The 25,390-nt window shown below is 52.7% G+C and carries 24 protein-coding genes and 1 pseudogene; 21 read left to right on the top strand and 4 right to left on the bottom strand.

The features are described from left to right. Nucleotides 1–40 precede the first annotated feature (40 nt). The 11 genes and pseudogenes from OIM03_02005 to cobN all read left to right on the top strand — a co-directional run bounded on the left by OIM03_02005 (nucleotide 41) and on the right by cobN (nucleotide 15,867). The gene (locus OIM03_02005) at nucleotides 41–1,480 is read left to right on the top strand and encodes an AMP-binding protein (GenBank protein ID HJI73047.1); all 1,440 of its coding nucleotides are present in this window, start codon (nucleotides 41–43) and stop codon (nucleotides 1,478–1,480) included. Nucleotides 1,481–1,838: 358 nt separating this feature from the next. After that, nucleotides 1,839–2,651, top strand: a complete 813-nt coding sequence (locus OIM03_02010; protein ID HJI73048.1) for a nitrogenase iron protein NifH — start codon at nucleotides 1,839–1,841, stop codon at nucleotides 2,649–2,651. Beyond that, nucleotides 2,638–3,936, top strand: a complete 1,299-nt coding sequence (locus OIM03_02015) for a nitrogenase component 1 (GenBank protein ID HJI73049.1) — start codon at nucleotides 2,638–2,640, stop codon at nucleotides 3,934–3,936. Before OIM03_02010 ends, OIM03_02015 begins: the two co-directional genes overlap by 14 nt. Continuing rightward, on the top strand, nucleotides 3,926–5,275 hold the full coding sequence (locus OIM03_02020) for a nitrogenase component 1 (protein ID HJI73050.1): 1,350 nt from the start codon (nucleotides 3,926–3,928) through the stop codon (nucleotides 5,273–5,275). The genes OIM03_02015 and OIM03_02020 overlap by 11 nt, the downstream gene beginning before the upstream one ends. 18 nt (nucleotides 5,276–5,293) lie before the next feature. Next, nucleotides 5,294–6,271 carry an ABC transporter substrate-binding protein gene (locus OIM03_02025; protein ID HJI73051.1) on the top strand — a complete coding sequence of 326 codons (978 nt, stop codon included), beginning with the start codon at nucleotides 5,294–5,296 and terminating at the stop codon, nucleotides 6,269–6,271. 35 nt (nucleotides 6,272–6,306) lie between these two features. Further along, on the top strand, nucleotides 6,307–7,299 hold the full coding sequence (locus OIM03_02030; GenBank protein ID HJI73052.1) for an iron ABC transporter permease: 993 nt from the start codon (nucleotides 6,307–6,309) through the stop codon (nucleotides 7,297–7,299). Next, nucleotides 7,300–8,160, top strand: a complete 861-nt coding sequence (locus tag OIM03_02035) for an ABC transporter ATP-binding protein (protein ID HJI73053.1) — start codon at nucleotides 7,300–7,302, stop codon at nucleotides 8,158–8,160. Then, complete coding sequence (locus OIM03_02040; protein ID HJI73054.1) at nucleotides 8,157–9,251, top strand: radical SAM protein; 1,095 nt, start codon at nucleotides 8,157–8,159, stop codon at nucleotides 9,249–9,251. Before OIM03_02035 ends, OIM03_02040 begins: the two co-directional genes overlap by 4 nt. Then, a pseudogene (locus tag OIM03_02045) lies at nucleotides 9,248–10,180 on the top strand (AAA family ATPase). The gene OIM03_02040 and the pseudogene OIM03_02045 overlap by 4 nt, the downstream one beginning before the upstream one ends. Nucleotides 10,181–10,183: 3 nt before the next feature. Further along, entirely contained in the window at nucleotides 10,184–12,163 is a 1,980-nt protein-coding gene (locus OIM03_02050) for a VWA domain-containing protein (GenBank protein ID HJI73055.1), read from the top strand. Continuing rightward, a complete protein-coding gene (gene cobN, locus OIM03_02055; GenBank protein HJI73056.1) occupies nucleotides 12,160–15,867 on the top strand; it encodes a cobaltochelatase subunit CobN in 3,708 nt (1,235 codons plus the stop codon). The genes OIM03_02050 and cobN overlap by 4 nt, the downstream gene beginning before the upstream one ends. 120 nt (nucleotides 15,868–15,987) lie before the next feature. Here cobN and OIM03_02060 read toward each other — a convergent pair whose 3' ends face one another. Beyond that, entirely contained in the window at nucleotides 15,988–16,401 is a 414-nt protein-coding gene (locus OIM03_02060; protein HJI73057.1) for a peptide deformylase, read from the bottom strand. A gap of 127 nt (nucleotides 16,402–16,528) precedes the next feature. Here OIM03_02060 and OIM03_02065 point away from each other — a divergent pair, with 127 nt between their 5' ends. After that, on the top strand, nucleotides 16,529–17,083 hold the full coding sequence (locus OIM03_02065; protein HJI73058.1) for an NAD(P)H-dependent oxidoreductase: 555 nt from the start codon (nucleotides 16,529–16,531) through the stop codon (nucleotides 17,081–17,083). A 72-nt stretch (nucleotides 17,084–17,155) separates the two neighbouring features. Here the strand turns inward: OIM03_02065 and OIM03_02070 are convergent, their stop codons facing one another. Continuing rightward, nucleotides 17,156–17,656 carry a hypothetical protein gene (locus OIM03_02070; protein HJI73059.1) on the bottom strand — a complete coding sequence of 167 codons (501 nt, stop codon included), beginning with the start codon at nucleotides 17,654–17,656 and terminating at the stop codon, nucleotides 17,156–17,158. Between the two features lie 101 nt (nucleotides 17,657–17,757). Between OIM03_02070 and OIM03_02075 the strand changes: the two genes are divergently transcribed. The 5 genes from OIM03_02075 to OIM03_02095 all read left to right on the top strand — a co-directional run bounded on the left by OIM03_02075 (nucleotide 17,758) and on the right by OIM03_02095 (nucleotide 21,020). Continuing rightward, entirely contained in the window at nucleotides 17,758–17,961 is a 204-nt protein-coding gene (locus OIM03_02075; protein HJI73060.1) for a hypothetical protein, read from the top strand. Between the two features lie 335 nt (nucleotides 17,962–18,296). Then, complete coding sequence (locus OIM03_02080; GenBank protein HJI73061.1) at nucleotides 18,297–19,064, top strand: sulfite exporter TauE/SafE family protein; 768 nt, start codon at nucleotides 18,297–18,299, stop codon at nucleotides 19,062–19,064. A gap of 128 nt (nucleotides 19,065–19,192) precedes the next feature. Then, nucleotides 19,193–19,558 carry a metalloregulator ArsR/SmtB family transcription factor gene (locus OIM03_02085; protein HJI73062.1) on the top strand — a complete coding sequence of 122 codons (366 nt, stop codon included), beginning with the start codon at nucleotides 19,193–19,195 and terminating at the stop codon, nucleotides 19,556–19,558. Next, nucleotides 19,555–20,613, top strand: a complete 1,059-nt coding sequence (arsB, locus tag OIM03_02090; protein HJI73063.1) for an ACR3 family arsenite efflux transporter — start codon at nucleotides 19,555–19,557, stop codon at nucleotides 20,611–20,613. Before OIM03_02085 ends, arsB begins: the two co-directional genes overlap by 4 nt. Then, entirely contained in the window at nucleotides 20,610–21,020 is a 411-nt protein-coding gene (locus OIM03_02095; protein ID HJI73064.1) for an arsenate reductase ArsC, read from the top strand. The genes arsB and OIM03_02095 overlap by 4 nt, the downstream gene beginning before the upstream one ends. 54 nt (nucleotides 21,021–21,074) lie before the next feature. Here the strand turns inward: OIM03_02095 and OIM03_02100 are convergent, their stop codons facing one another. Both OIM03_02100 and OIM03_02105 read right to left on the bottom strand, forming a co-directional pair. Continuing rightward, on the bottom strand, nucleotides 21,075–21,422 hold the full coding sequence (locus OIM03_02100; protein HJI73065.1) for a hypothetical protein: 348 nt from the start codon (nucleotides 21,420–21,422) through the stop codon (nucleotides 21,075–21,077). 127 nt (nucleotides 21,423–21,549) lie between these two features. Then, a complete protein-coding gene (locus OIM03_02105; protein ID HJI73066.1) occupies nucleotides 21,550–21,984 on the bottom strand; it encodes an Rrf2 family transcriptional regulator in 435 nt (144 codons plus the stop codon). Between the two features lie 112 nt (nucleotides 21,985–22,096). Between OIM03_02105 and OIM03_02110 the strand changes: the two genes are divergently transcribed. The 4 genes from OIM03_02110 (at nucleotide 22,097) to OIM03_02125 (ending at nucleotide 25,103) form a co-directional block, all read left to right on the top strand. After that, nucleotides 22,097–23,065: a hypothetical protein gene (locus OIM03_02110; GenBank protein HJI73067.1), complete on the top strand. Its 969-nt coding sequence runs from the start codon at nucleotides 22,097–22,099 to the stop codon at nucleotides 23,063–23,065. Between the two features lie 3 nt (nucleotides 23,066–23,068). Beyond that, nucleotides 23,069–23,896 carry a hypothetical protein gene (locus OIM03_02115; GenBank protein HJI73068.1) on the top strand — a complete coding sequence of 276 codons (828 nt, stop codon included), beginning with the start codon at nucleotides 23,069–23,071 and terminating at the stop codon, nucleotides 23,894–23,896. 71 nt (nucleotides 23,897–23,967) lie between these two features. Further along, nucleotides 23,968–24,513 carry an HD domain-containing protein gene (locus OIM03_02120; protein ID HJI73069.1) on the top strand — a complete coding sequence of 182 codons (546 nt, stop codon included), beginning with the start codon at nucleotides 23,968–23,970 and terminating at the stop codon, nucleotides 24,511–24,513. A gap of 296 nt (nucleotides 24,514–24,809) precedes the next feature. Further along, nucleotides 24,810–25,103: a hypothetical protein gene (locus tag OIM03_02125; GenBank protein ID HJI73070.1), complete on the top strand. Its 294-nt coding sequence runs from the start codon at nucleotides 24,810–24,812 to the stop codon at nucleotides 25,101–25,103. The last annotated feature ends 287 nt before the right edge of the window (nucleotides 25,104–25,390 follow it).

Raw genomic sequence — 25,390 nt, forward strand, 5'->3', positions numbered from 1 at the left:
ATTCCGCTTGGCGGAAGGTAATTTTAGAGAGGTGACCTGGATGTTTGTACATGAAATGATCAATGGAGCGGATCCCGCCCATATAGCCCTTGACGGCGACGTAGAAATCACATATGGCCAGCTGGCCGAAACCATCAGGAGATTCAGAAATCTGCTTTACAGAGAGGGTGTCAGGAAAGGCGACCGAATCGGCCTCTACTGCGCCAACCGCCCTGGTTTCATCTATACATACCTGGCTGTCATTTCCCTGGGCGCCATCATCATCCCGATCAACAATTCCCTTGTCGACCGCGAAGTCGATTTCATCCTGAAGGATGCCGGTGCCAAGCTCGTCGTTTCCGATGTGCCGCTGACCGTTTCCAGCCGTGTCATCGATCTGCATGATTACGACTACGAAGCCAAGGACGGCCCGCTCGAAGAAGCACCGCCATTCCCGTCTGATCTGACAGAAGACGACGTCTGCGCCCTCGTCTACACCTCTGGCACGACCGGAAGCCCGAAAGGCGCCATGCTCACGCACAAGAACCTCATTTCCAACGTGGAACAGTTCACCAAACAGGTCATCTTCACGCCGGAAGACAAGGTCCTCTGCATCCTGCCGATGTTCCACTGCTACGGCCTCACGACCGTCGTGAACTCCAGCCTGTATCATCATTCCACAATCGTCATCCTGCGTTCCAAGAGCCCGTCTGAAATCATCAATACGATTGTCGAACACTCCGTCACCATCGCCATCATGGTTCCGCCGATGTACAACCTGCTTGCCAGAAAAGGCGAACCGTCCGTCATGGAAACCGTCCACGATTTCATTTCCGGCGGCGCATCCATCCCGCAGCCGGTTGCCAAGGCATTCTATGACCGCTTCGGCCATCCGGTCCGCGAAGGATACGGTCTGACAGAAGCATCCCCGGTCGTCAGCGTCCTTCCGGAAAACAAGCCGAAGTACCTGACAAGCGGTCCTGCCGTGCCGGGCGTAGAAGCCATGATCCTTACAGAAAACGGCGGCCCGTACGTACCAGGCACCGTCGGCGAACTCTTAGTCCGCGGCGACAATGTCATGAAAGGTTACTGGAACAAGCCGGAAGAAACGAAGAAGGTCTTCACCGAAGACGGCTGGCTCAGAACCGGCGACCTTGCCTACATGGATGAAGACAGCTACATTTACATCGTAGACCGCCTGAAGGACCTCATCATCGTCAATGGCGAAAACGTCTATCCGGGCGAAGTCGAAGACTGCATCTACGAAGTCGAAGGCGTAGGCGAATGCGCTGTCGTCGGACATCCTGATCCATTGAGAGGACAGGCAGTCTGGGCTTACGTCGTCATGAAAGACGGATACGAATACGACGAAAACAAGATCCGCAAGTACATGGCAGGCAACATCGCCACCTACAAGATCCCAAGACGCTTCATCCCGATGGACGCCCTCCCGAAAAACGCAACAGGCAAGATCCTGAAGAGAGCACTCAGAAACGGATAATCAATAAAATCGAAAATAGAAAAAGAAGGTCCCTTGAGAAGGGGGCCTTTTTTTGCTGCCATTTAAGAAGAATCTCAAATTATAGAAATCTCATATATAATCATATATAAAGAGAAGTTGATACTATATTATAATCTAACTATAATATAGTCATAATAAAAATATAATGCGATTATAATGAACATATTATACTGTATTTCGCGTAAAAATTGTCTGCTGCCATGCCAGAATGGACCAGCAGAATGAGAATGCAAAGGGGATGGCTTGTTTCGGCCTCTGAAGAAAGTTTCCAGAGGCTGCTTTATTGAAAGAGGATGGCAAAGGTTCAGCCGAAGGCTTGGGAAGGGAGAGATGCATAATGAAAAAAATTGCTGTCTACGGGAAGGGAGGCATCGGCAAATCCGTCACGACATCGAATGTGTCGGCAGCGCTTGCGGACAAGGGGTACAAGGTCTGCCAGATCGGATGCGACCCAAAAAATGATTCCACGAGGCTCCTGCTGGGAAGAATATGCAAGGAAACGGTGCTCGATAAGGTAAGGGTTCTTGGCGACAATGTGCAGATTTCAGATATTGTGCACCAGGGTTACGGCGGCGTGACCTGCATCGAGGCGGGCGGGCCGGAACCTGGCGTAGGATGCGCAGGGCGCGGGATCATCGTAGCTCTGGGCAAGCTGGAAGAATTGGATGCCATCGGCGATGAGGATGTGATCATTTATGACGTTCTCGGCGATGTCGTGTGCGGCGGTTTTGCTGTGCCCATCCGAGAGAATTATGCACAGGAAATCTATATCGTCACTTCGGGAGAGATGATGGCTCTTTATGCAGCCAATAACATATGCAAGGGAATCAGCCGCTTTGCCCGGCGCGGATCAGTGCGTCTCGGCGGATTGATTCTGAACTGCCGTATGGTCGCCCGCGAGGTGGAACTGGTACAGGAGTTTGCCAAGCGGATCAATGCACGCATCGCAGCTGTCATTCCGCGTGACGGCATTGTGCAGCAGGCGGAAGTGCGCCGCAAGACGGTCATCGAGTATGCGCCGGAAAGTGATCAGGCCCAAGCATACAGGAAGCTGGCTGATTACATGATGGCATCGACAGAGACGACGATTCCCACTCCCATATCTTTTGATGAACTGGAAGAGCTGGTGGCAGAATATGGCAGTGAATAAAAGACGGCTGAATACGAATACAGTCAGCAGCAGCTGCGGCATGCCGGGCGTATGGCGCGCTGTGTCGCATAACGAAGGGTGCGTGGTCGTGTACCACTCACCGGATTCCTGCGCGCACATCACAGACGAAATGGAACGCAATTTCCATCTCCGCACGATGGCAAGGGGAGAATACAAGAAGCCTGTCTACACGGCTCCCCTGATCACATCGGGCATAGGCCGCAATGAGTCGATCTTCGGCGGGGCGGCAAAGCTCTCATCCTGCATCGACTACGTAGTGGATACGTACAAGCCGGGCTACCTGGTCGTGACGGATTCCTGCGTGGCCGGCGTCATCGGTGATGATACGGCTTCCATCTGCGAGGATATGGAAAAGAAGCATCATATTCCCGTTATTTATGTGCCTGTCCATGGATTTCTGGAAGGCGAGTACTATGGCGGCTATGTCGATGCCTGCCGGCTTCTGATCGACCGGTTTGCTAGGCCCGCTGAAAAGATTCCCACGACGGTGACGGTCATCGGCGAGAAGGACGGCCCTGACTCGACAGCCATGCGCGACTTCAGGGAGCTTTTAAGCTATTTCGGCATTACCGGATACTGCCGTTTCCCCGGGTACTGCACGAAGGAAGAAATTGAATCCCTGGGGAAGTCTGCCTTTTCTGTCATTGTGGGAGGAACACCGAAAGCGTACCGCCTGCTCCGGTCAGTGGCGGATTACATGACCGAGAAACTGGATGTCCCGCACTTTGCCGCAGACTATCCTGCAGGGCTCCTTGCGACCGAGGAATGGGTGCGGAGGCTTGGCACCTTCATGGGGAGAGAGGATGTTGTGCCTTCCGTGATCCAGAAGATCGAGACATCGCTGGAAGAAGGGTATGCACCCTACAAAGAGCGTCTTGCCGGGCAGCCGGTTACCATTTACCTAGGGCAGCGGGGAGCAGACTCCCTGCTCAAGTGGCTGCTGGAGTTTCTGGATCTGGGCCGCATTCCTGTACATCGTTTTATTTTGGCAGATGCACTGACAGGCGAGGACCGGAGGGTGAACCGCGAGTACATTGAAGCCCGCTGGAAAAATCCTGTCATCGAGGATGAAACGGCGGAAACGAAATTATCTCCCAAGGAGCTTGTCATGATGACACAGGAACTATCGCAGGACAATCTCCGCCAGTTGATGCTTCCCATGCTTCCGCCCATCGGAGTCAGGGGTTTCCTTCATATCTACAAGAAATTGTATTTGTTGGCGCGCCGCAGTGAAGGCAGAGGAGTTGTGTTATATGGATGGTAAACAGACAAGCTGGCATGATCACGAGATGGGCATGGAGAGCTGTGCGCTTGCCGGGGCCGGTTCCTTCGTGCTGGGTATGACGGATACGGCGGTCGTCGTCAATGGCCCGCTCTGGTGTTACTACTACGCCATGGGAGCCATTGAATATCCGATGGGAAATGTAGGGCAGCGCTTTGCCTGTACCTGCCCTTCGAACGGCGCTGTCGTCTTCGGTACGGAAAAGGAACTCCGGCAGACACTGAATAGAGTCCTTCACTCACCGGAGCTGCCCGCCCTTATTTTGGTGGAAAACAGCTGCGCCATCAGCCTGATCGGCGACGATATCAAGGGAATCTCCCGTGAGATCCTTGATGACTATTTCGATGAAAATCCCGATGCAGAGGGGTTGGTCAGGGTAGTCACGATGGATTCAGGCGGGATCCAGGGAAATTACTGGGCCGGGTACCGCCTGGGCATGGGAAAGGTCCTGGAGGCCCTTCCTCCTCAGGAAATCGATCGGGATCCTTTGACGGTCAACCTCATCGGCTGCGCCTTCTGGTATTACAATGAGCGCGCGGATATCGCCGAAATGAAACGCATCCTGAATCTTTTGGGAATCAGGGTCAACTGCGTAATCGGCATGGATCATCCCTTCAGGGATCTCTCCGGCATAGGAAAAGCTGCATTGAATGTAGTGGTCCATCCCGAACTGGGGCTCAAAGGGGCAGAATGGCTGGAGAAGCGGTACGGGATTCCCTATATCGCGCCCCGCCTGCCTTATGGCATTGCAGGAACCGATGCATGGGTAAGGACGATTGCGGGATGCTTGCTCGAACAGGCTGGGAATGACGAAGATGCCAGAGAAAAGCTCCGCGAAGGCCTTGAAAGATGGCAGGCAGCCATCGAGAGGGAACGCCTTGCTGTTTTTGATGCAACGAAGGATCTGCAGCGCCTCTGGGGAGATCCCTGGTTCTCCGAAGTATGGATGGCAGGCCCCGGATCTGTGGTGACAGGCATGAAGGCAGTCCTGAAAGTGGAATGGCTCGATACGGATACGCTGCACTTTGTGTATTACGATGATTTTGATTACGACGATGCATCGCTCGTGTCCGTCCATAAGGAACCATTGAAGCCGCTTACGATTCCATCGCCTGACCGTCTGGTCTTTGGCTCCGGCGTAGAGCGGCGCCTGGTCCAGCAGGGCGGAGAGCAGCTGACGGTATCGATTCCTATCGCAAGGCCCGTCAGTGACAGTCTGAATCTTGACATAACGCCCTTTATGGGACTTAAGGGAAACAGGGCCATGCTGGAGCGCATATGGAATATCTATATTTTCCAGAAGCAGGCGGATGCCCTGTGACGGATCGATGAGGTGTCTATGAAAATATGGATAAAATTTCTGGCGGGCCTGATGATGGCAATCCTGGCAGCGGCTGCGGGCGGCTGCGGGCCGGACGTCCCGCTCCGTCAGTCCGGTGAGACAAGGATCGTCGTCGATGATGAAGGGACAGCCGTCAGGGTGCCTTCTCATCCAAAGCGGATCCTTTCACTGACGTCAGCCATCGATACCATCATGCTGGATATCGTGGATCCGGACCGCATGGCGGCCGTAAACAGTCTCGACCGGTATGAAGGATTTTCCATGTCCTGGGAAAAGGCGCGGAAGGTGAAAACCGTCCTGCGTGATTATAATATCGAGACAATCGTGAAGCTCAAGCCGGATCTTGTGCTTGTGCCGGACTACTCGAGCGAGAATGTCGTCTCAAGCATCAGGGGCATGGGTATACCGGCGGTCGTGATAAACAGCTCCACTACTGTCGATTCGACCTTTACGATCATCAGGAAGCTGGGCGAAGTTGTCAATGAAGAGGCTGCGGCAGAGGCCCTGGCCGCAAAGGTAGAGGCCGATCTGGACAAGGTCGATGAAATGCGCGCCAGGATTCCCAAAGGGCAGGAAAGGTCAACGGTATTCCTGTCCACGATGAACGGATATGCAGGGACGGGAAGTCTTTATGACAATATGTGCCCCCGCATGGGCATTATCAATGCGCCATCTGCCATGGGCCTGCCGCCCCGCACTGCCTTTACGGATGAACGCATCGTGGCCATGGATCCGGACTACCTCTTCCTTCCCGTCTATACCAAGAGGGATCTGGCGGTGGTGGAGCGCTATTACCATGATCCTGCCTTCAGCGGCATGAAGTCCGTGCGCTCGCATACCATCCTGCCGCTGAAAGCAGCGTATCTGTATACATCCAATCAGTATATCGGAAAATCCATGATGGCGATCATGCGGGCGGTTTATCCGGATATTTTTACCGAAGAACAATCGGAAAGTCAGGGAGGAGTCTTGTGAATCTGGCAAAGAAAAGAACGTGCGGCGTTTTATTGATGGCCGCACTACTCATTATTGTAGTGATTACTTCCATTCATCTGGGGACAGTTCCAATCCCGCTTGGAGGAGCGTTCCATGAGTTCCTTGTCGGGGCAGGACTTTCCCATGAATCCCTGCTGACGCCTGATCAGCAGGCGGTATTCTGGTTCATCCGTCTGCCGCGTATCGTCGTGGGTCTCCTGGTGGGCGCCGCTCTTGCTGCAGCCGGCGCTGTCATGCAGGGGGTATTTTCCAATCCGCTGGCAGATCCCGGCGTCATCGGTGTCTCTGCCGGTGCTTCCCTGGGCGCTGTCATTGCGATTTCCCTGGGCCTGTCGTCAGCAGGCTTCTGGTACATGCCGCTTTTTGCCTTTGCGGGGGCATTCCTTGCCGTCGCAGTCATCGTGCTTCTGGCGATGGAAGGCGGCAGGACCCGTCCGGTGACGCTGCTGCTCTCCGGGGTCGCCATGAGCATGTTCCTGGGCGCCCTGACATCGGGCATCCTGACATTCATGAACGAATACAGGCTGAAGGAATTCCTCTTCTGGATGGTAGGCGGACTGGACTACCGGCGCTGGGAGCATGTCTGGCTGGCAGCCGGGCCTATCCTGATCGGGCTTATTATCCTGTTCCTGCTGGCCAGGCATCTGAATGTCCTGGTCCTCGGGGATAATGAGGCGCGTGCGCTGGGACTGCCCGTCATGTTTTACCGGCTGCTGTTTTTATTCCTGGCATCCCTCATCACGGCCATCGCCGTCTGCGTGAGCGGATTCATCGGATTTGTCGGTCTTGTGGTGCCGCATATCGTGCGCATTCTTGCTGGGCCTGATCACCGGTACCTCCTGCCTGTGTCGGCACTGACCGGGGCCGTATTTCTTGTCTTCTGCGATACACTGGGGCGCGTCATCGTGGCGCCGGTCGAAATCCGACTGGGCGTCATGACGGCAATACTCGGCGCACCGTATTTCCTTTACCTGCTGCACCGTATGCGCGCGAAGGGAGGCTTCTGAATGAGTATTCTAAGCGTAGAAAAGCTGGGAGTCGTCATGCAGGACAAAGTCATCCTGCAGGACTGCTCATTTGAGACGGAAGCCGGGAAGTTCATCGGCATCATCGGGCCGAACGGCTCTGGCAAGACGACATTCCTGAAAGCAGTGCGGGGGCTCATCCCCTATACGATCGGCCGTGTGTACTTGTACGGGCAAGACATTGCCGGCATGAAGGAGAAGGCAATCGCGAGAAAGCTTGCCTATATGCAGCAAAGCGTAGAGGTGAGATTCGGCTATACGGCGGAGGAAATCGTGATGACCGCGCGCTACCCTTACCTGAAATGGTGGCAGAATGAAGGTTCTTCCGACAAGGAACTGGTAGAGCGGGCCATGCGTTTTGCAGGAGTCTGGCACCTTAGAAAGTCGCGGATCAATGAGGTGAGCGGCGGGGAGAGGCAGCGTATTTTCCTGGCCAAGGCACTGGCGCAGGAGACGGATATCCTTTTTCTCGATGAACCCACGGCGGCTCTCGATCTGGTGTATGCCGATGAAATATTCAGGTACTGCAGGACGCTTTGCAGGAATGGGAAAACCATTGTCCTTGTCGTGCATGATCTGGAAATGGCAGCCAAATTCTGCGACCGGCTGCTGCTGTTTTCCAAAGGACAGATTATCAGGGACGGCGCGCCGGATGACGTGCTGACGGCAGACAATCTGGCAAAAGCCTTCCATTTGTCTTCTACCGTTTATGATGATCCTTACTTTTCGCAGCGCCGCATTTTCATCTATCCCAACGGGACGGAGCGGGCAGAATCCTATTGCCGCAGCGGTAAGGGACTGCCTGAGCGTTCGTCGACAGTGATTCTCAAGGAGCAATTATGATCCAGCTGGTCATCCTGGCGCTGACGGGTTCATGCAATCTGGCCTGCACGTATTGCTATGCATCCAATCAGGCAAAGACATTCATAAAAAAGGAAACGATAGATGCACTCATCAGCCGCCTTGTGGAAGAAAGAAATGAGAGCATGAAAGCGCCGCCTCTGACCGTGCAGCTGACGGGCGGCGAACCGCTTCTTGCTTGTAGGCAGATTTCATACCTGGTCAGGCGCATGGAGGAAGCAGGTCTTCATGCATCCTTCCAGCTGCAGACAAATGCCACGCTCATGACGCCGGCCATAGCATCATTTATCAAAAAGCATCACATAGCGGCAGGCGTCAGCCTTGACGGAGTGCCGGAAGTGAATGATCTGACAAGGCCGGAGCAGGGCGGAGGCGGCTCTTCCCTGAAGACACTCCGGGGCATCCGCATACTGGCAGAATCCGGAGTCGAAATCGGTGTGACCTGCGTTGTGTCCAGATATAACGCAGCGCATCTGGATGCGCTTGTCGACCTGTGCTTTTATATGGGAAATGTCAGGAAAATCGGCTTCAACCTCCTGCGTCCGCAGGGCCGGGGCACGAAAGAGGCGAAGGCAGAAGCCATGGCTGCCGTCAAAGGTATCAGCAGGGCCATTCTGCATGCCAGAGAAATGGAGTCCCTGACGGGGCGGACCATGATCATTTCACAAATGGAAAAATGCGGGAAACTCGAGGCGGGCTATCAGCCTTTTTCACACTGCTACGCCTGGCATGATAACGGCATGTATGTGGACCCGGAAGGATCCATATACGCCTGCGCGTCCCTGTCGGGGCAGGAGCGTTTCAGGCTGGGGAATGTATACGGCGGTGTCGAGCCAGAGAAGGCAGAGGCCCTTAGGAGGAAGCTAGAGACGGTCGTGAATTACTGCTCAAGATGCAGGTACCTTGAAGAGTGCGGCGGTGCCTGCTACAGTCGCGCGGATGAATGGGGCGCGGTCGATGAGACGGAATGCGCCGTGAGAAAGGCATGCATCCATCTATATGAAATAAATCATCCGGAAAAAGAGGCTGCGAGGGGCGGCCATAGCGTTGGAATCAAAGGAGACAGGGAATGAAAAGGAAAAAGTATCCATTCACAGCCATCGTGGGACAAGAGGATATGAAGCTTGCGCTGGTGCTCAATGCAGTCCTGCCGGTCATAGGCGGTGTGCTCATCAAAGGGGAAAAGGGAACGGCGAAGTCGACAGCCGTGCGGGCTCTGGCGGACATTCTTCCTCCCTTCGGGAGTGACGGCAGCGAGGCGATGTAGGTGGTAGAGCTTCCTGTCAATGCGACCGAGGACCGCGTGGTAGGCACCATCGACCTCGAGCATGCACTGAAGGAAGGCGAGAAGAAATTCGAACCGGGACTTCTGGCTAAAGCACATAATAATATCCTCTATGTGGACGAAATCAACCTGCTCGACGATCATGTAGTCGACGTGCTGCTGGATGCAGCGGCCATGGGGGTCAATACGGTAGAAAGAGAAGGCATCAGCTATTCGCATCCGTCCCGCTTTGTCCTTGTCGGCACGATGAACTCGGAAGAGGGGGATATCCGTCCCCAGCTCCTGGACCGCTTCGGCCTTTCTGTTACCGTAAAAGGTGAGGAAACAGTAGAGAGCCGCGTGGAAGTCATCCGGCGCCGCTACGCATTTGAGATGGATCCGGAGGCGTTTGCCGCTTCCTATGAGGATTCGCAGCAGGAGCTTCGCGGCAGGGTGCTTAAGGCGCGCGAGATCGCGGGGGATGTCGAAATTACCGATTCGCTGCTGGAAGCCATAGCAAGGATTTCCATTGCGCTTGGTGTGGACGGGCACCGTCCGGATATTACCATGCTTCATACGGTACGGGCACTGGCAGCACTGGACCATACGACGAAGGTGGAAAAGAAGCACCTGGAAAGAGCGGCGCGTCTGGTCATGCCGCACCGCATGCGCCGTACGCCTTTCGAGGAACAAACCTTTGACTGGAACGTCGTGGAAAAGGCAATCGAAGGTGTCTGACCTATGGCGGGCCATACAGGAAAGGAAGCAGGAGCTGCGCTTGACCGGGCGCTCGCTCCGGGTGACGTCAGGACAAGCATCGAGCGTGCACTGATGATGTGCGTCGTAAACAGGAACCTTTCGGGCGTCCTGATATCCGGTCCTTCGGGATCCGGCAAAAGTTACCGCGTGAGAAAATTCATGCGCGAACATGGCATTTCCATGGCGACACTGCCCCTGCATGCGACGGAGGAGGTCCTCGCAGACCAGGTCGATCTGGAAACGACGCTGCGCACAGGGACCGTTACAGCAGAAAAGGGATTCATATCCAGAAACGAGGGCGGCATCATCTACATCGATGATGTGAACCTGCTCCGGCCGGCCGTTCTGCAGCAGCTTTGGCAGGCGGAGAAGGACACGGTGACGGGGATGCCCCGCTTCACGATCATCGGCTCGATGAACCCCTCTGAAGGACTGCTGCCGCAGGCGGTCCTGGAAAAATTCGACCTTTTTGTGCAGGTAAACAGCCCGGGCCGGGAAGAGCGCCTCTCCGTCCTTAAGGAAGAAGCGCGGAAGCTGAAAGATACAGGGAAATCGGACAGCAGGAACGCGCGGCCGGCCGAAAGCGGGGAAAATCATGATGCACAGGGAATGGTGAAAGTCCTTCAGGAAACAGAAGACGTCAGGATGGCAAGAAGAGCAGCGGAATCCATGGAATGCAGCAGGGCGCATATGCTTCTTGCCGCATCCTATTGCCGCCAGGCGGGGACGCAGGGCAATGATGCAGAAATGGTGCTGCTCCGGGCGGCCGCTGCCTTGGGTGCCATAGAAAAAAGCAGTTTCATACTTCCAAAGCATATAGAAGAGGCTGCTATCTATGTACTGCCCCACCGCATGCACGAGGTGCAGGGAGAATCTGAAAGCCAGGAGGAACCGGAGGAAAGCAGGCAGGAGCAGCCGGCAGAAGATGCCGGGGAGGATGCGTCCCCTGAAAGCACAGAGGAAACGGATTTTTCCGATGGCGGCGATGGTGAGGTGGAAAATCCTCCGGCGGGTTCCGCAAATCAGGAAACGTCCATGGATTCTGGCCATCAAACAGATCCTGGAAAAGAGGAAGAGGGACAGGAAGAAAGCAGCGGATCTTTCAGCCTGCCGGATATAGTTGCGGCCATTGGCAGAAACCTTGGCGGACTTTCCTTCGGAACAGATCAGACCACCGACCGGTTTGCCAGAAGCGGATCAGGCAAACGGATGATGACGCAGAGCGATACGAAAGAAGGCCGGTATGTCAGGGCCGTGATGCCCAAGGGAAAGGATATCGACCTTGCCGTCGATGCAACGATCCGGGCTGCGGCGCCTTACCAGCGTTTGCGGGATAAGCACGGGCTTGCAATCGCCGTCCACAAGGAAGACTGGCGGAGCAAGCAGAGAGAAAGGCGCATCGGGTGCCATATTCTCTTCGTCGTCGATGCCAGCGGGTCCATGGGGGCAGAAAAACGTATGGAAGCCGTCAAGGGAGCCATATATTCCCTGCTGAGGGACGCCTATGAGAAGAGGGACTCTGTCGGCCTGATCGTTTTCAGGAAGAAAACGGCGGAAGTCGTCATTCCCTTCACACGAAGTGTGGAACTGGCGCAGAAAAATCTGGAGAAGATGGCGACGGGAGGACGGACGCCTCTGGCAGAAGGCCTGCACAAAGCATATGAGGAACTGAGGCGGCTTTTTATCAGGGAGCCGCACGGAAGGCCGCTCCTGGTCCTTGTGACCGACGGGCGCGCAACATACGGGCAGAGCAGTGATCCGGCGGAGGAAGCGATGGAAAGAGCCAGGGAACTTGCAAGCCTTGAGGTGGAAAGTATAGTGATTGACACGGAAAATGATTTCGTTTCCATGGGTATTGCCAGACCGCTGGCCAGGATTCTCAAAGCGGCCTGGTACCCTCTTGATTCTATTAATGAAAATGCAGTGCTCCGCGCTGTGCAGGGACCGAGGTTGAAAAAATGAAGCATATACTGTTTATCTCAAATAAAAATCGTCAGATTGCCTATATGAAACGAATGGCAGGGCACGAAGCACTCGCCGGCCGCATCACCGTGAGCGCAAGACGCTACACGGGCGATCCTGCTTTTGATGGGGAGTGGACAGAAGCTCTTGCATCAGCGGATATCGTCCTGGTGACCCATATGGGGACCGGACTGGACACGCGGTTCATGCAGAAGATGGCGAAGTGGCTGCAAAAGCATCATCACCGCTATCTGATGCTCGTCGAGGAAAAGAGCATGGACGGCCTTCTCGAAGGCATTACGCTGGAGGAGGCGCACCAGGTATCACTCTATTTGGCCCATTCAGGCGAGGAAAATTACGTAAACCTCATGAACTACCTGGCAGCGCTGGACGGAGACGGGGATCCCGGAAAAGTCACGCCGCCAAAGAGCCATCCCTGGTGCGGCATTGTAGGGCGCAGGGGGGAAGTCTATGCATCCTGCGAAGAGTATGAAAAGGAATACCACTTTGACAAGGAAGAGCCCTGCCTGGGAAAAGTCGGCGTCCTCTTCTACCGTGACGAATGGATTGCCAATGAACTCCATTACCCCTTTGCTTTATTTGATACGCTCCGCAGGAACCATCTGGAGCCGGTCCTGTTCTTTTCCCCGTATATGCGCAACGAGGAAAGAAATCAGCCGTCCCTGAAGGATTCGCTGGATCAGCTCTTTGGCAAAGACCAGCTGCCACTCGATGCGCTGATCGATACGTGCAAATTCTCATTCTTAAGCATGAAAGCCATGACGCTCGAAACACTGAAATCCTACGATGTTCCCGTATTTCAGGCCTATGTCATGTACCAGTCCGGGGAGGAATGGGAAAGCAGTATCGAAGGCCTGACGCCGGTCGAAGTGTCTCTCTCCGTGGGGCTTCCTGAAATGGATGGAAGCCTGCATGGCGGAGTGATTGCATCACAGGAAACCATCGATGAAGAATCCGTCTATCTTCCGATAGAGGAGCGGGTCGAAGCGGTGGTAAGCCGGGTAAGGAACTGGGTGCTCCTTCGCAAAAAGCCCAATAAGGACAAACGCGTGGCTATTATTTTCCATAACTATCCGCCGTCGAATTCCAATGTCGGCTCGGCCGTGGGACTGGACTCTCCGGAGTCGGTGCGCCTGCTGCTGGAGGCCATGAAGGATGAGGGATATGCCGTCGATCATGTGCCGGATGACAGCCAGAACCTCATGGAAGAAGTGCTGACCCATGCGACAAATGACAGGAAATTCCTGACGGCCGCGGCAGCCAGACTGGCAGAGGGGCACCTGGAAGCCGATGCCTACAAGGAATTTTTCAGCAGTCTTACCGAAAAGGCAAAAAAACATATCGTCGAAGACTGGGGAGAACCGATCGGCGATGTATTTGTGTATGATAACGAGCTCCTGATTCCCGGCTTCTCCAACGGGAATGTATGGATCGGCGTGCAGCCGCCGCGCGGATTCAGTGATGACCCGAACAAGCTATACCATGATCCCGTGTCAGCACCTACGCACCATTACGAAGGCTTCTATCACTGGCTGAGAGAGGTGTGGAAAGCGGATGCCGTCATCCATGTGGGAACCCATGGCAATCTGGAATGGCTGCCCGGGAAGGGGACGGGCCTCAGCGCATCCTGCTATCCGGAGATGGCGATCCAGGATCTGCCCAATATTTATCCGTACTGGACGACAATCGTGGGAGAAGGCATCCAGGCGAAACGGCGCGGAGCTGCCTGCCTCGTCGGGCACCTGACGCCGCCTATGGATCAGTCAGGGCTCTATGATGCGTATGAAGAGCTGGAATCCCTTCTGGATGAATATGCGGATTACAAACAGCAGAAGGATGAAGCAAAAGCGGAGAAGGCAGGAGAACTCATCATCGAGAAAGCGAAAGAGACGCATCTCTATGATGAAATCAGCTGCGAAGGGCTGGACGACCTGGCCGGCAAGCTCCACGAGCTTCTGACAGACATGAAGTATATGCAGATGCGGAGCGGCCTCCACATACTGGGGAAGAGCCCGGAAGGAGAGCCCCTGCTGAATTTCCTCTCGGGACTTGTACGCACAGAAAACGGCTCCGTGCCGTCCCTGCCGCAGGTGCTCGCGTCCATGCGCGGCTATGACCTCAATGAACTTTTCGAGCATAGCGGCGAATATACGAAAGAAGGCAGGCTGAAGGCAAAAATCGTAGATGAAATCATGGAAAGTGCCAAAGGCGTCCTGAACTATGCCGCATCCAAAGATTTCCAGATGGATGCTTTGGATATGGATGAGCTCATTTCAAAAGTTCCCCTGGTTTCCAAAGAGGGCGCGGAGAAGCTGGTTCCCGTGCTTGAAGCAGTATGCGGCGAATATGTGCCCAACCTCAAAAAGACCAGCCAGGAAATCACCTCTGTGATGCGCGGACTGGAAGGGCAGTACATAGAACCCGGACCCGGCGGAGCGCCTACGGGGGGCCGCGCGGACGTTCTTCCGACGGGACGCAATTTCTATGGCATCGATGAACGTATGCTGCCGACAAAGACGGCCTATGAAGTGGGGAGGACTCTGGCGGATCAGGTCATTGAGGCTTTCATCAAGGAAGAAGGGAGATATCCGGAACAGATCGGCATCGTACTCTGGGCGGGAAGCAATACAAGAAGCCACGGGCAGTGCGCAGGTCAGTTCCTGAATCTCCTGGGCGTCAGGCCTGTATGGCAGGGCGGCAGCGGCCGTATCGTTGGCCTGGAGGCGATTCCGCTGTCGGAACTCAAGCGCCCCAGAATCGATGTGACGGGGCGCATCAGCGGCCTTATACGCGATATGATGCCGTCTGTGATCCGGTGGCTGGACAAGGCTGTGCTGCTCGTTTCCTCGCTGGATGAATCGCCTGAAGAAAATTTCATCAAGAAACACGTTGCAGAAGATGCGGCGCTTTTTGAAGAAGACGGCGATACCCCGGAAGATGCCTATGTCAAAGCGCGCTGGCGTATTTTCGGCGATCCGGCAGGCGCGTACGGCGCTGGCGTCGGGGCTGTTCTTGAGGCTAAGAACTGGGAATCCATTGATGACCTGGCGGATGTCTATGTGACATGGGGCGGATACAGCTACAGCACGGACCGCCCGGTCACCCATGATGCCAAGGTATTCAAACGCAGGCTGGCTACCATGGAAGTGACCGTCAAGAATGAGGATAACCGTGAAGTCAGCATGCTGAGCTCGGATGATTACAATGCCTATCACGGGGGTATGATTGCCGCTGTCAGAAGCTTGAGCGGCAAGAAGCCGATGTCATTTGTCGGCGACAGCAGCGATTCATCGCGCGTCGTCACACGTGACCTGCAGACGGAAATAAAGCGTATCTTCCGCTCGGAAGCGGCAAACCCGAAGTATATAGAGGGCATGATGAAGCACGGCTTCAAAGGGGCGGCGGATATGGCCAATTATGTAGCGCACAGCTACCAGTGGGATGCGACCAGCGATGTGATCGACGACTGGATGTATGAGGAACTGGCCAATAAGTATGCCCTTGATGCCAAAGTGCAGGAATGGATGAGAAAGGTCAATCCGTGGGCGCTGCAGCGCATATCGGAGACCTTGCTGGAGGCACAGCAGAGAGGACTCTGGAATGCCAGTGAAGATATGAAAAAAGAACTGCAGAAGATCTACTTGTCGATAGAAGGCACCCTTGAAGAAGATGCAGACGACTAGGAACGCAGAAATCTTTAAAGCGCTGAATCAGGACATACGGTTTTGCAAATGATCCAATCAAAAAGGAGCTGCAACAATGAGCAATCATTTTTGCAGCTCCTTTTATCTTTCCATGTATCCTCAGATCAAAATCCCATGCAGGTGGTCGATTTCGTGCTGGATGACTTCTGCCGTAAATCCCGTGAAGGTCTTCGTCTTCTTGCGGAAGAGGGAATCCATGAATTTGACCTCGATCTTGTCATACCTTTTGCAGGGACGGCGGCCGTCGAGGGACAGGCAGCCTTCCTCGGCATCATACGGGGCAGGGGAGGTCTTTACGATTTCCGGATTGTACATGACGACGGACTTATTTCCCTGACGGAAAACGATGACTGCCTTCGTGCTCCCGATCATATTGGCGGCAAGGCCTGCGCAGGTATCAAGCTTGCTCTCGAGCGTATCAGTGAGGTCCCTTCCGACCTGCCAGTCGTCCTTTGTCGCCGGCTCTGCTTTCCTCTGCAGGAAAAGAATGTCTCTTACAATATTTTTTATCATAGAAATCCCCCTATATCAAAAAACCTGACACTGTGTTATAATACTATTATATTGAACATGTTAAATGTAAAGATACCTTTACATTATAGTATCAAATAAATCATATTTCAGAAAGAAGGATTCAATCATGGCAAAAATTTTAGTTATTTCCGGACATCCGCATCTTGACCAGTCTCTGGCAAACCAGACCATCCTCACCGAACTCAAGAATTCCGGCCTCGACATCACCATCGAAGATCTCTCCAAAATCGGCTGGGACTTCGACATCGAAGCGGAAAGAAAAGCTGTCGTAGAGGCAGATGCTCTTGTATTTGAATTCCCGCTCTACTGGTACTCCTACCCGGCACTCCTGAAGAAATGGGTCGAAGAAGTCCTCGCTCACGGCTTCGCATACGGCACCGGCGGAACAGCTCTGCAGGGAAAGGATTTCTTCATTTCCAGCACCGCTGGCGGCCCGGAAGCATCCTACAGCCATGAAGGCCCGCAGAACCATCCGATCAGCGAATTCTTCTTCAACTTCGACCAGCTCGCAGCCTTCACCGGCATGAAGAAGCATGAACCGGTCATCACCTACGGCTGCATGTACGTACCAGGCATTTCCACCGAAGAAGACAAGCAGAAGATCGTAGATAACTGCAAAGCAAGCGCTAAGAAACTCATCGAAGAACTGAAAAAGATCTAAGAGAATTCAAGCAACAATAATAAAAGGACTATCCATGGAGATTTACGGATAGTCCTTTTTTATTTCCATTTTTTACATGGTGAAGTCGTTCGTCTGGTCGCTTGTCTTGTCCAGACGGCGGGCGATGTCGTCGTAGTATTCCTTCAGGTGGAAAACGAGAAGGTCGAGGGACGTGCGGACGACGGACGGATCGAAGCGGTCGTCGCGGGATGTCACGCAGACATCGAGGAAAACATTGTCGTCACGTTCGACGGAATATTTCACGATCGCATGGTGGCCGTTCAGCTGGTTGATATAGTCCAGGAACGTCTGGCGGGCCGGTCCCTTCGGGCAGGTGCCCAGATGCACGCGGACGAGAAGGTACATGCTGTTATTCGTAATGACAGCCGTCACGACCTTGTGGCTTGTGCCGGCCGGCAGCGCTGTCATGAAAATCACCGTATCAAAAGAATCATGCACATCCTGACGGCGGAAGAAATTCAGCCCTTCTGCCTTCATATACTTTTCGAAAGCATCCGCTTTCAAATTCTTATGCCGAACCCCCTGCGGGAACGGAGTCACATTATCTGCCATAAAAACCTCCACGCTCAGTAAATTCATTAAGTATTACTTCTATTATACAGGATACGGAAGAAATAGCCAAAAGAGCATGAGCGGTCCCATGCTTTCCATGTATGCTGCAGGCGCAGGCAATACCACATCGGGTGCTCGAAGCCTTTCCAGCAAAAGAAGCAGGGCATGAAATCATGAAAGTTTTTGCATGCCGGGACTATGCCGGAAGGCAACTGGCCGTAAAAAAAGATTGCGGAAGGTTTTGCCACTTTGTTCAGCATCCTCTTGATGAGATGAGATATAAGCAGCAAACGATGATGATATAGAAATATTCTATTGCCATTACTTTTTTATACATTATGCATAAAGGATTTGAACGCCCGGTCAATTTTCAAAACACTTAAAATCATGGTCATTTTGAAAAAAGCTCGATTGTATCGGATATAACTTGAACTCATTCAAAGGCTTTAAGATGAGTTTGAGTAATAAGACAGCTGTTTAAAACTGTATAACTTAATGAGATTGATATGCTATCTTGTTATGACTTAAACATATCAATAAATAGAGAATGGTCAAGCCTACTATACATTTCGAAAAAAGAGAATATAATGGAAAACATACAAGTTATCGGGCTTCCGGGATACGAGAGATCCCAAGCCGAATGTTAAAACAAAGAAATGTGGTGAACGAGATGGATCTTATGATGCTTCCAGAATTTGTAAAATTAGCTCTCTTTATGGCAGCCGTATTTATTTCAAATATAATACAGGCCCTGACCGGATTTGCCGGCGTGATGCTCTCCATCCCGCCGACCATCCTCCTCTACGGACCAGATATGGCCAAAGCGGTCATAAATGTCATCTGCTGGCTCGTATGCGTTCTGCTCATGGTGCAGAACCGCAAATATATCAACCCGAAGGAACTCTTCCGAATCGTTGCCTTCATGCTCGTCGGCATGGCTATCGGCATTCACCTCTACAACGTCGTGAACCAGGCCATCCTCGTTCCTCTCTACGGCGGCATCATCGTAGCCGTTGCACTGAAGAACCTCTTCATGAAGCAGTCTAATTCCTCCCTCCCGGCATGGATTGCCATCCCGGTACTCCTCGGTGCAGGAATCATCCACGGCATGTTCGCTTCCGGCGGCGCCCTCCTGGTCGTCTACCTGGTTGCCACCTTCCGTGACAAAGACTCCTTCCGCGCCAACGTCGCTTCCGTATGGTCGATCCTGAACCTCGTCCTGATGTTCAACGACTATTCCAAAGGCCTCTACAACGCGCAGTTTCTCCAGCTCCTGGCACTCGGCGTCATCCCGCTCGTATTTGCCATCTGGCTCGGGAACAAGATTCATGACATGATCAACCAGAAAATGTTCAACCGCCTGACTTACTGCTTACTTCTTGCAGCAGGCAGCATGATCCTGATCTGATCAATAAAATGGGAAAAAGAGCAGCTCTCCATGGGCTGCTTTTTTCATGCTCTTTCTTCATATTGATACATTGACAAGCGTGAATACATACTCTATACTTGCCATATATTACAAGAGGGGGCTTCAGGATGGATTATAAAAACGATGTACGGATCATAAAAGCGCTGACGGATGAGAACCGTCTGGCGATTCTCCATATGCTGCAGGACGGTTCAAAATGTGCCTGCGTTATTTTAGAGGAGCTGCACATCACGCAGCCGACGCTTTCGCACCACATGAAAATTCTCTGCGATACAGGCCTTGTCGATTCCTGCAAGTGCGGGAAGTGGATGTATTATTCGCTGTCGCTGGAAGGCGGCAGGACGCTGCGCGCACTGGTAGAGCGCTACACCATCAGCGAAGAAGCCTATGCGGATTACAAGACCTGCGAATTCTGCAGGGATAACGGAGCAGGGGATCCCTGCCAGGATGACGGAAAGGAAGCCGGAAAATGAGCCAGGAAAAACAGGAAGGCATCAGCTTCTTCAACCGCTACCTGACGGTCTGGGTATTTCTCTGCATGGCCGCCGGCGTGCTTATTGGTAAAGCCGCGCCGTCCGTGACGGCTTTTCTTGGAAATATGACGATTGCAGGGATTTCCATACCGATCGCCATCCTCATCTGGGTCATGATTTATCCCATGATGATGAAGGTCGACTTTGAAAGCGTCAGGGAAATCGGGAAAAATCCGAAGGGCCTCATCGTCACATGGATCGTGAACTGGCTCATCAAGCCGTTCACCATGTACGGCATCGCCAGTTTCTTCCTCTTCGTCGTATTCAAAGCGTGGATAGCGCCGGACATTGCGACGCAGTACCTTGCCGGCGCCGTGCTCCTGGGGGCGGCTCCCTGTACGGCCATGGTCTTCGTCTGGAGCTCTCTGACAAAAGGAAATCCGGCGTATACTGTCGTCCAGGTCGCAACGAATGATCTCATCATCCTTGTCCTTTTCGTGCCGATCGTGAAATTCCTCCTGGGCGTGTCCCATGTCGAAGTCCCGTACAGCACGCTTTTCCTAAGTGTCCTCCTCTTCGTCGTCATTCCGCTTGCAGGAGGCATCCTGACACGTATCAGCGTCATCAAGAGCCATGGCAGGGAGTACTTCGAAAAGACATTCATCCACAAATTCGATAATGCGACGACCATCGGACTTCTCCTTACGCTGATCCTCATCTTTGCCGGCCAGACTGAAGTCATCCTGTCGAATCCGCTGCACATCGTCCTCATCGCCGTGCCGCTCATTCTTCAGACATTCCTTATCTTCTTTATCGCCTATGGTGCCTGCCGCATCCTGAAGCTGCCATATGATATTTCCGCTCCGGCAGCCTTGATCGGCGCATCCAATTTCTTTGAGCTCTCCGTGGCCGTCGCCATTGCCCTTTTCGGCACGACGAGCCCTGCCGCGCTGGCAACCACCGTCGGCGTGCTGACAGAAGTTCCTGTCATGCTCACCCTTGTCCGCATCGCCAATTCGACGCAGGACTATTTCCCAAAGAGGAAAGCAAAATGAATAAAAATAAACCGAGAGTGGCTTTCCTCTGCACGCACAATGCTTGCCGCAGCCAGATCGCAGAAGCTCTGGGAAGGAAACTGGCGGGAGATGTTTTCGAACTCTTTTCAGCCGGTACGGAAAAGCAGGATCATCTTGACCCGGGCGCCGTCGAATGGATGAAAGAGCTGCATGGCGTAGACATGGAAAAGACGCAGAAGAGTAAGACGCTCAGGGATATCCCGGCGCCGGACATCGTCATTCTCATGGGATGCGGCATAGCCTGCCCGGCCATGAAGGCCGCTTACGAAGAGAACTGGGGGCTTGACGATCCATCCGGAAAATCCAGGGAAGAATACGAGAAAACAATAAGAATCATAGAACAGCACATTCTGGACCTGAAAGAGAAAATCCAGAAAGAACGTTAGCAATAAAAAAGAGCTGAGATGAAATGCCTGCACATTTCGTCTCAGCTCTTTTGTTTAATAAAGGTAGGGGAAGACGTCATCCTGGTCCTGATCCTGATCATCGGGTTCATCGTAGTAGATCATATCATCAATGATTGTGGCACTGCTTCCGTCAGAGCCGTAAATCATATCGCCGCATCGCATATACGTCCTGCCGTCACTGCCATACGTCATGTCGCCGTCGGTGATGTACATTCTCCCGTCGCTCGAATACGTTGTATCTCCATCTTTCCAGTACATATTCCCATTGCTGTCATATGCTTCGTCGCCGTAGACATCGATGATCCCGCTTGCCGCTGAAACACTGAAGGCACACGTGACAGATAAAATGCCGGCCAAAACAATTGCTTTTAATTTCCGCATATAAGACACCCCGCTTTTGGTACAGAAAGATAAACATAAGACACTGTAACTTTATTCTTTTCTTTATTGTACTATTCCGCAAAACGGAAGGAAAGGCAGGAAAGCCCCGGCATCTTGCGCTGCTATATCAGACGCCCTGCTTTTCCAGCCTTTTCTCGTACTGGTCCAGGATATCCTGCATGCTGATGGAGGCCATTTCCTCTTCTGCCTTTTTCTGCACCTGGTCGTAGCAGTCACGGATGACGAGCTGGATATTGACGCCCACGCCGCATTCCGGATTCGTGTGCGTGTCCTGATGGAGGAGGGGCTTGTCGCCTTCGACGGCGCGGTAAACGTCCAGAAGGGATATGTCCTTCGCATCCCGGGAGAGGGCCGGCTTGGCATGGCCTTTGATGCTTGTCAGGAGACCTGCGTTTCTGAGGGACGACATCATCTGCCTCACGAAGGCGGGGTTCGTCCTGACGCTTTCTGCGATGGCCTGGCTCGTCAGGCTTTCCCTCGCATTCAGCGCAATGAAGGAAAGGATGTGGACGGCATCGCTCACTTTTGTCGAGTATTTCATGGAAATCGCTCCTTTGCTGTACATTAAATTATAACAACAGATTGACAGGATGGCAAGAAGTCTGTAATATATGGGTGTAAGAATAATATTTACAGCAATAAGGAGAACAGCCATGAGTTTTTACGAAGATCTTGTCATGCAGACACAAATGAATTTCCAGAAATATTACGGCATTTACAGAAGAGGCGGCACGCCTTACGAGCTGGCCGGCCCATCCAAGCTTTCGATGGATGAGAAAATCGATCGTCTCGTTCAGGAAATCCGCGATGCGGACTGCGTCATCGTGGGCGGCGCTTCCGGCCTTTCTGCGGCTGGCGGCGGCAATTTCTACTATGAAAATAACGATTCCTTCAAGAAATACTTCGGCAAGTTCGAGGAAGTCTACCACTTCAATGGCGCCTTTGACGGCATGTTCCGCCACTGGAATGACCGTGCAGCCTTCTGGGCATTCCTCGCGACATTCCTTCATACGACACTGACCGCGCCCGTCCGTGCACCGTACCATGATCTGGACACCCTGCTCAAGGGGAAGGATTTCTTCGTCATCACGACGAACCAGGATACGCAGTTCATCAAACTCTATCCGGAGAGTAAAGTCGCAGAGCTGCAGGGCGACCACCGTTTCTTCCAGTGCGCCTCCTGCTGCCAGGATGACACGTGGGATGCAGTAAAGCCCGTAGAAGACATGATCCGCGCCATGGGAGACGGCATCAAGATTCCAAAGGACATGATTCCGCGCTGCCCGCACTGCGGCGGCGAAGCCTTCCCCTGGGTCAGAGGATACGGCAATTTCCTGCAGGGAAAGAAGTATGAAGAGCAGTACGAAAAGGCATCCAGCTACATTGCATCACATAAGGATGCAAAGATCCTCTTCATTGAGCTCGGTGTCGGCCGCATGACACCGATGTTCATCCAGGAACCATTCTGGCAGCTCACCATGGGCCTGCCGCATGCAAGATACATCGGCGTGAACAACCAGTTCGATTTCCTTCCGCGACAGATCGAGGACAAGGGCATGACCATCTTGGGAGATATTGCAGAAGTCCTGACCGCAGCTGTCAAAAAGAAAGGGGAGGAGTAAGAAATGGACTATCAGGCAATTGCAGAAAAAATCAAGCAGGCCGACGCTGTCCTGATCGGCGCCAGCAACGGCCTTTCCATTACTGAAGGGCTCCACATCTTTGCGGACAATAAAGCCTTCGAAGACCTCTTCGGCGATTTCAAAAGAAACTATGGCATCACCTGCCTCCTTCACGGCATGACGGCCCACTGGCCGACCGAATCGGAGAAATGGGGCTTCTGGAGCCGCCTCATCCACCATTACTGCGCGGAGTACGAAGAGACGCCCGTCATGAAGGACCTCCGGGATATCATCGGACAGAAGGACTACTTCGTCCTCACCTCCAATGGTGAATGCCACTTCGAAATGAGCGGCTTCGATCCGGAGAAGATTGATGAAATCGAAGGAAACTGGCTCACCATGCAGTGCCGGGCTGCCTGCCATGACACCCTTTATCCCGTCCTTGAAAAAGCAGAGGAAATGCACAAAGCAGAAAAAGACGGCCTTGTGCCGGGGGAGATCACTCCGACATGCCCGAAATGCGGCTCTCCTATGGACATCCATATGATGGGCGCCGCTGACCGGTATGTGGCAGACGACGGCGGCCAGCGCCTCGGCGCATTCCTTGAAAAGTATCATGGAAAACGCCTCGTCATCCTGGAACTGGGCATCGGCTGGAGAAATCAGCTCATCAAGGGCCCGCTCATGCGCCTTACCGCAGCTGAACCGAAGGCCACCTACATCACCATCAACCTTGGCGAAGTCTACATCACAGAAAACATCAAGAATAAATCCTACGGCATCGACGGCAAGATCGCTGATGTGCTGAGAGAAATCAAGAAAGCCATGTAAGAAAGAGCAGGTAATGAATTCCGCAAGGATCCGTTTCCTGCTTTATAATAGGTAAGAAAGGAGCTGATTCCATGAATATTCCTTCTTCCATCGCATCCGATTATGCCCGCTGGCGCAAGTTTCTTCATGACAACGTGCGCTTCCTTATGAAGGGCAGCGAGATACACACTGAAGAACATTGCGCCTGCGTCCTTCTCTTTGCCCTCCTCATTGCAGAAGAAATGAAACTTCCTCAAGATGACCGCGAAGCCCTTGGCGCCGCTTCCGTTTTCCACGACTCCCGCCGCATGGAAGACGGCTACGATACCGGCCACGGCGACAGAGCCGCTGCATATTACAGGGAATACTGCGAAAAAGGCGGTCTTTCCTTCGATCAGCGCGTATTCGACGTCATGAGCTTTCACGACAGGGACGATACCCTCGGCATCGAAGCCATGAAACAGAAGAAACCGCCGCTCAAGGACGAGATTCTCCTTTATAAAATATTCAAGGACGCCGACGCCCTCGACCGCTTCCGCCTGGGACCCAACGGCCTCGATCCAAGATTCCTCCGGACAAAAGAAGCCAAAGAGCTCGTGCCCTGCGCCAGGAAGGTATGGGAAGAGAGCAAGAAATAGCAGACAGAAAGAAGAGCAGCCATGTGCCGCTCTTTTTTTGTTTCCTTGAAATGGACACCCGCAGAGTAAAGAATGAATCTTACAAAGTGTCAGTTAGACGCAAATGTATATCATTTATTAAGTATACATAGAAAAAGTTCTTTATAATCGTTCGAATCATGGTAGACAATTGTCTAGAATTGCTACATAATATCGTCGATTTCATGGGATTTCCAGAAAGAAATAATTGATTTGACAGCATGGATTAAAATAGTATAATTGAGAAAATTAGATATATAGATATCTATATAAATTTCATGTTAGCAGCCATGCCCGGGGAAAGGCATGGAAGAGATGGAGGTTTTAACATGGGATGGCGGAGGATAGCAGGAAGGATCGCGAAAGTAGGAGCGAGAATTAAGGGAGAGCCGGAGCCGAAGTATCAGAAAATCAGGTACTACGAAGAGGAAGCGGGGATTTTCAATGACCGCGAACTCATCGACATGTACAAAATCAGTGAGCAAACCTACCAAAGGACACAGCACGAGGAAGACAAGTGGTGCGCGTACGGCTATAAAAATGAGCTCAAGAAACGCGGTCTGACCGATTAACAACAATTGAATAGCAGACAGAAAAGCCCCACGGCAGAGCTGCGAGGCTTTTTACGTGGGAGAAATGGATTATCCCGGCAGAAGCACCAGGTTCTTCTATCTTCTTTGAAATCTGTAAAAGCACATTCAGAAGTATAAATAAAATATTTCAAAAATAAAGTATACACAATAGCAGGCAGTTTATATTTTACGGAACGCGCACGGAAGCGTTGTATATTGATAAATCTGAAAAATGCAGTAAACATCGATAATCTGGGATACATTTAAAGATTGACATAAATAAAAAT

The organism is Veillonellaceae bacterium (genome assembly GCA_025992895.1).
GTDB lineage: Bacteria > Bacillota > Negativicutes > Veillonellales > Dialisteraceae > Dialister.

What these genes read in the sequence shown, in the direction of transcription:
- OIM03_02035 (HJI73053.1), top strand. Translation starts at nt 7,300, where the DNA reads ATGAGTATTCTAAGCGTAGAAAAGCTGGGAGTCGTCATGCAGGACAAA.
- OIM03_02010 (HJI73048.1), top strand. Translation starts at nt 1,839, where the DNA reads ATGAAAAAAATTGCTGTCTACGGGAAGGGAGGCATCGGCAAATCCGTC.
- OIM03_02050 (HJI73055.1), top strand. Translation starts at nt 10,184, where the DNA reads ATGGCGGGCCATACAGGAAAGGAAGCAGGAGCTGCGCTTGACCGGGCG.
- OIM03_02100 (HJI73065.1), bottom strand. Translation starts at nt 21,422, where the DNA reads ATGCGGAAATTAAAAGCAATTGTTTTGGCCGGCATTTTATCTGTCACG.
- OIM03_02080 (HJI73061.1), top strand. Translation starts at nt 18,297, where the DNA reads ATGTTAAAACAAAGAAATGTGGTGAACGAGATGGATCTTATGATGCTT.
- OIM03_02030 (HJI73052.1), top strand. Translation starts at nt 6,307, where the DNA reads ATGGCCGCACTACTCATTATTGTAGTGATTACTTCCATTCATCTGGGG.
- OIM03_02070 (HJI73059.1), bottom strand. Translation starts at nt 17,656, where the DNA reads ATGGCAGATAATGTGACTCCGTTCCCGCAGGGGGTTCGGCATAAGAAT.
- OIM03_02005 (HJI73047.1), top strand. Translation starts at nt 41, where the DNA reads ATGTTTGTACATGAAATGATCAATGGAGCGGATCCCGCCCATATAGCC.
- OIM03_02025 (HJI73051.1), top strand. Translation starts at nt 5,294, where the DNA reads ATGAAAATATGGATAAAATTTCTGGCGGGCCTGATGATGGCAATCCTG.
- OIM03_02040 (HJI73054.1), top strand. Translation starts at nt 8,157, where the DNA reads ATGATCCAGCTGGTCATCCTGGCGCTGACGGGTTCATGCAATCTGGCC.
- OIM03_02125 (HJI73070.1), top strand. Translation starts at nt 24,810, where the DNA reads ATGTTAGCAGCCATGCCCGGGGAAAGGCATGGAAGAGATGGAGGTTTT.
- arsB (HJI73063.1), top strand. Translation starts at nt 19,555, where the DNA reads ATGAGCCAGGAAAAACAGGAAGGCATCAGCTTCTTCAACCGCTACCTG.
- OIM03_02120 (HJI73069.1), top strand. Translation starts at nt 23,968, where the DNA reads ATGAATATTCCTTCTTCCATCGCATCCGATTATGCCCGCTGGCGCAAG.
- OIM03_02095 (HJI73064.1), top strand. Translation starts at nt 20,610, where the DNA reads ATGAATAAAAATAAACCGAGAGTGGCTTTCCTCTGCACGCACAATGCT.
- OIM03_02060 (HJI73057.1), bottom strand. Translation starts at nt 16,401, where the DNA reads ATGATAAAAAATATTGTAAGAGACATTCTTTTCCTGCAGAGGAAAGCA.
- OIM03_02015 (HJI73049.1), top strand. Translation starts at nt 2,638, where the DNA reads ATGGCAGTGAATAAAAGACGGCTGAATACGAATACAGTCAGCAGCAGC.
- OIM03_02020 (HJI73050.1), top strand. Translation starts at nt 3,926, where the DNA reads ATGGATGGTAAACAGACAAGCTGGCATGATCACGAGATGGGCATGGAG.
- cobN (HJI73056.1), top strand. Translation starts at nt 12,160, where the DNA reads ATGAAGCATATACTGTTTATCTCAAATAAAAATCGTCAGATTGCCTAT.
- OIM03_02065 (HJI73058.1), top strand. Translation starts at nt 16,529, where the DNA reads ATGGCAAAAATTTTAGTTATTTCCGGACATCCGCATCTTGACCAGTCT.
- OIM03_02115 (HJI73068.1), top strand. Translation starts at nt 23,069, where the DNA reads ATGGACTATCAGGCAATTGCAGAAAAAATCAAGCAGGCCGACGCTGTC.
- OIM03_02110 (HJI73067.1), top strand. Translation starts at nt 22,097, where the DNA reads ATGAGTTTTTACGAAGATCTTGTCATGCAGACACAAATGAATTTCCAG.
- OIM03_02085 (HJI73062.1), top strand. Translation starts at nt 19,193, where the DNA reads ATGGATTATAAAAACGATGTACGGATCATAAAAGCGCTGACGGATGAG.
- OIM03_02075 (HJI73060.1), top strand. Translation starts at nt 17,758, where the DNA reads ATGCTGCAGGCGCAGGCAATACCACATCGGGTGCTCGAAGCCTTTCCA.
- OIM03_02105 (HJI73066.1), bottom strand. Translation starts at nt 21,984, where the DNA reads ATGAAATACTCGACAAAAGTGAGCGATGCCGTCCACATCCTTTCCTTC.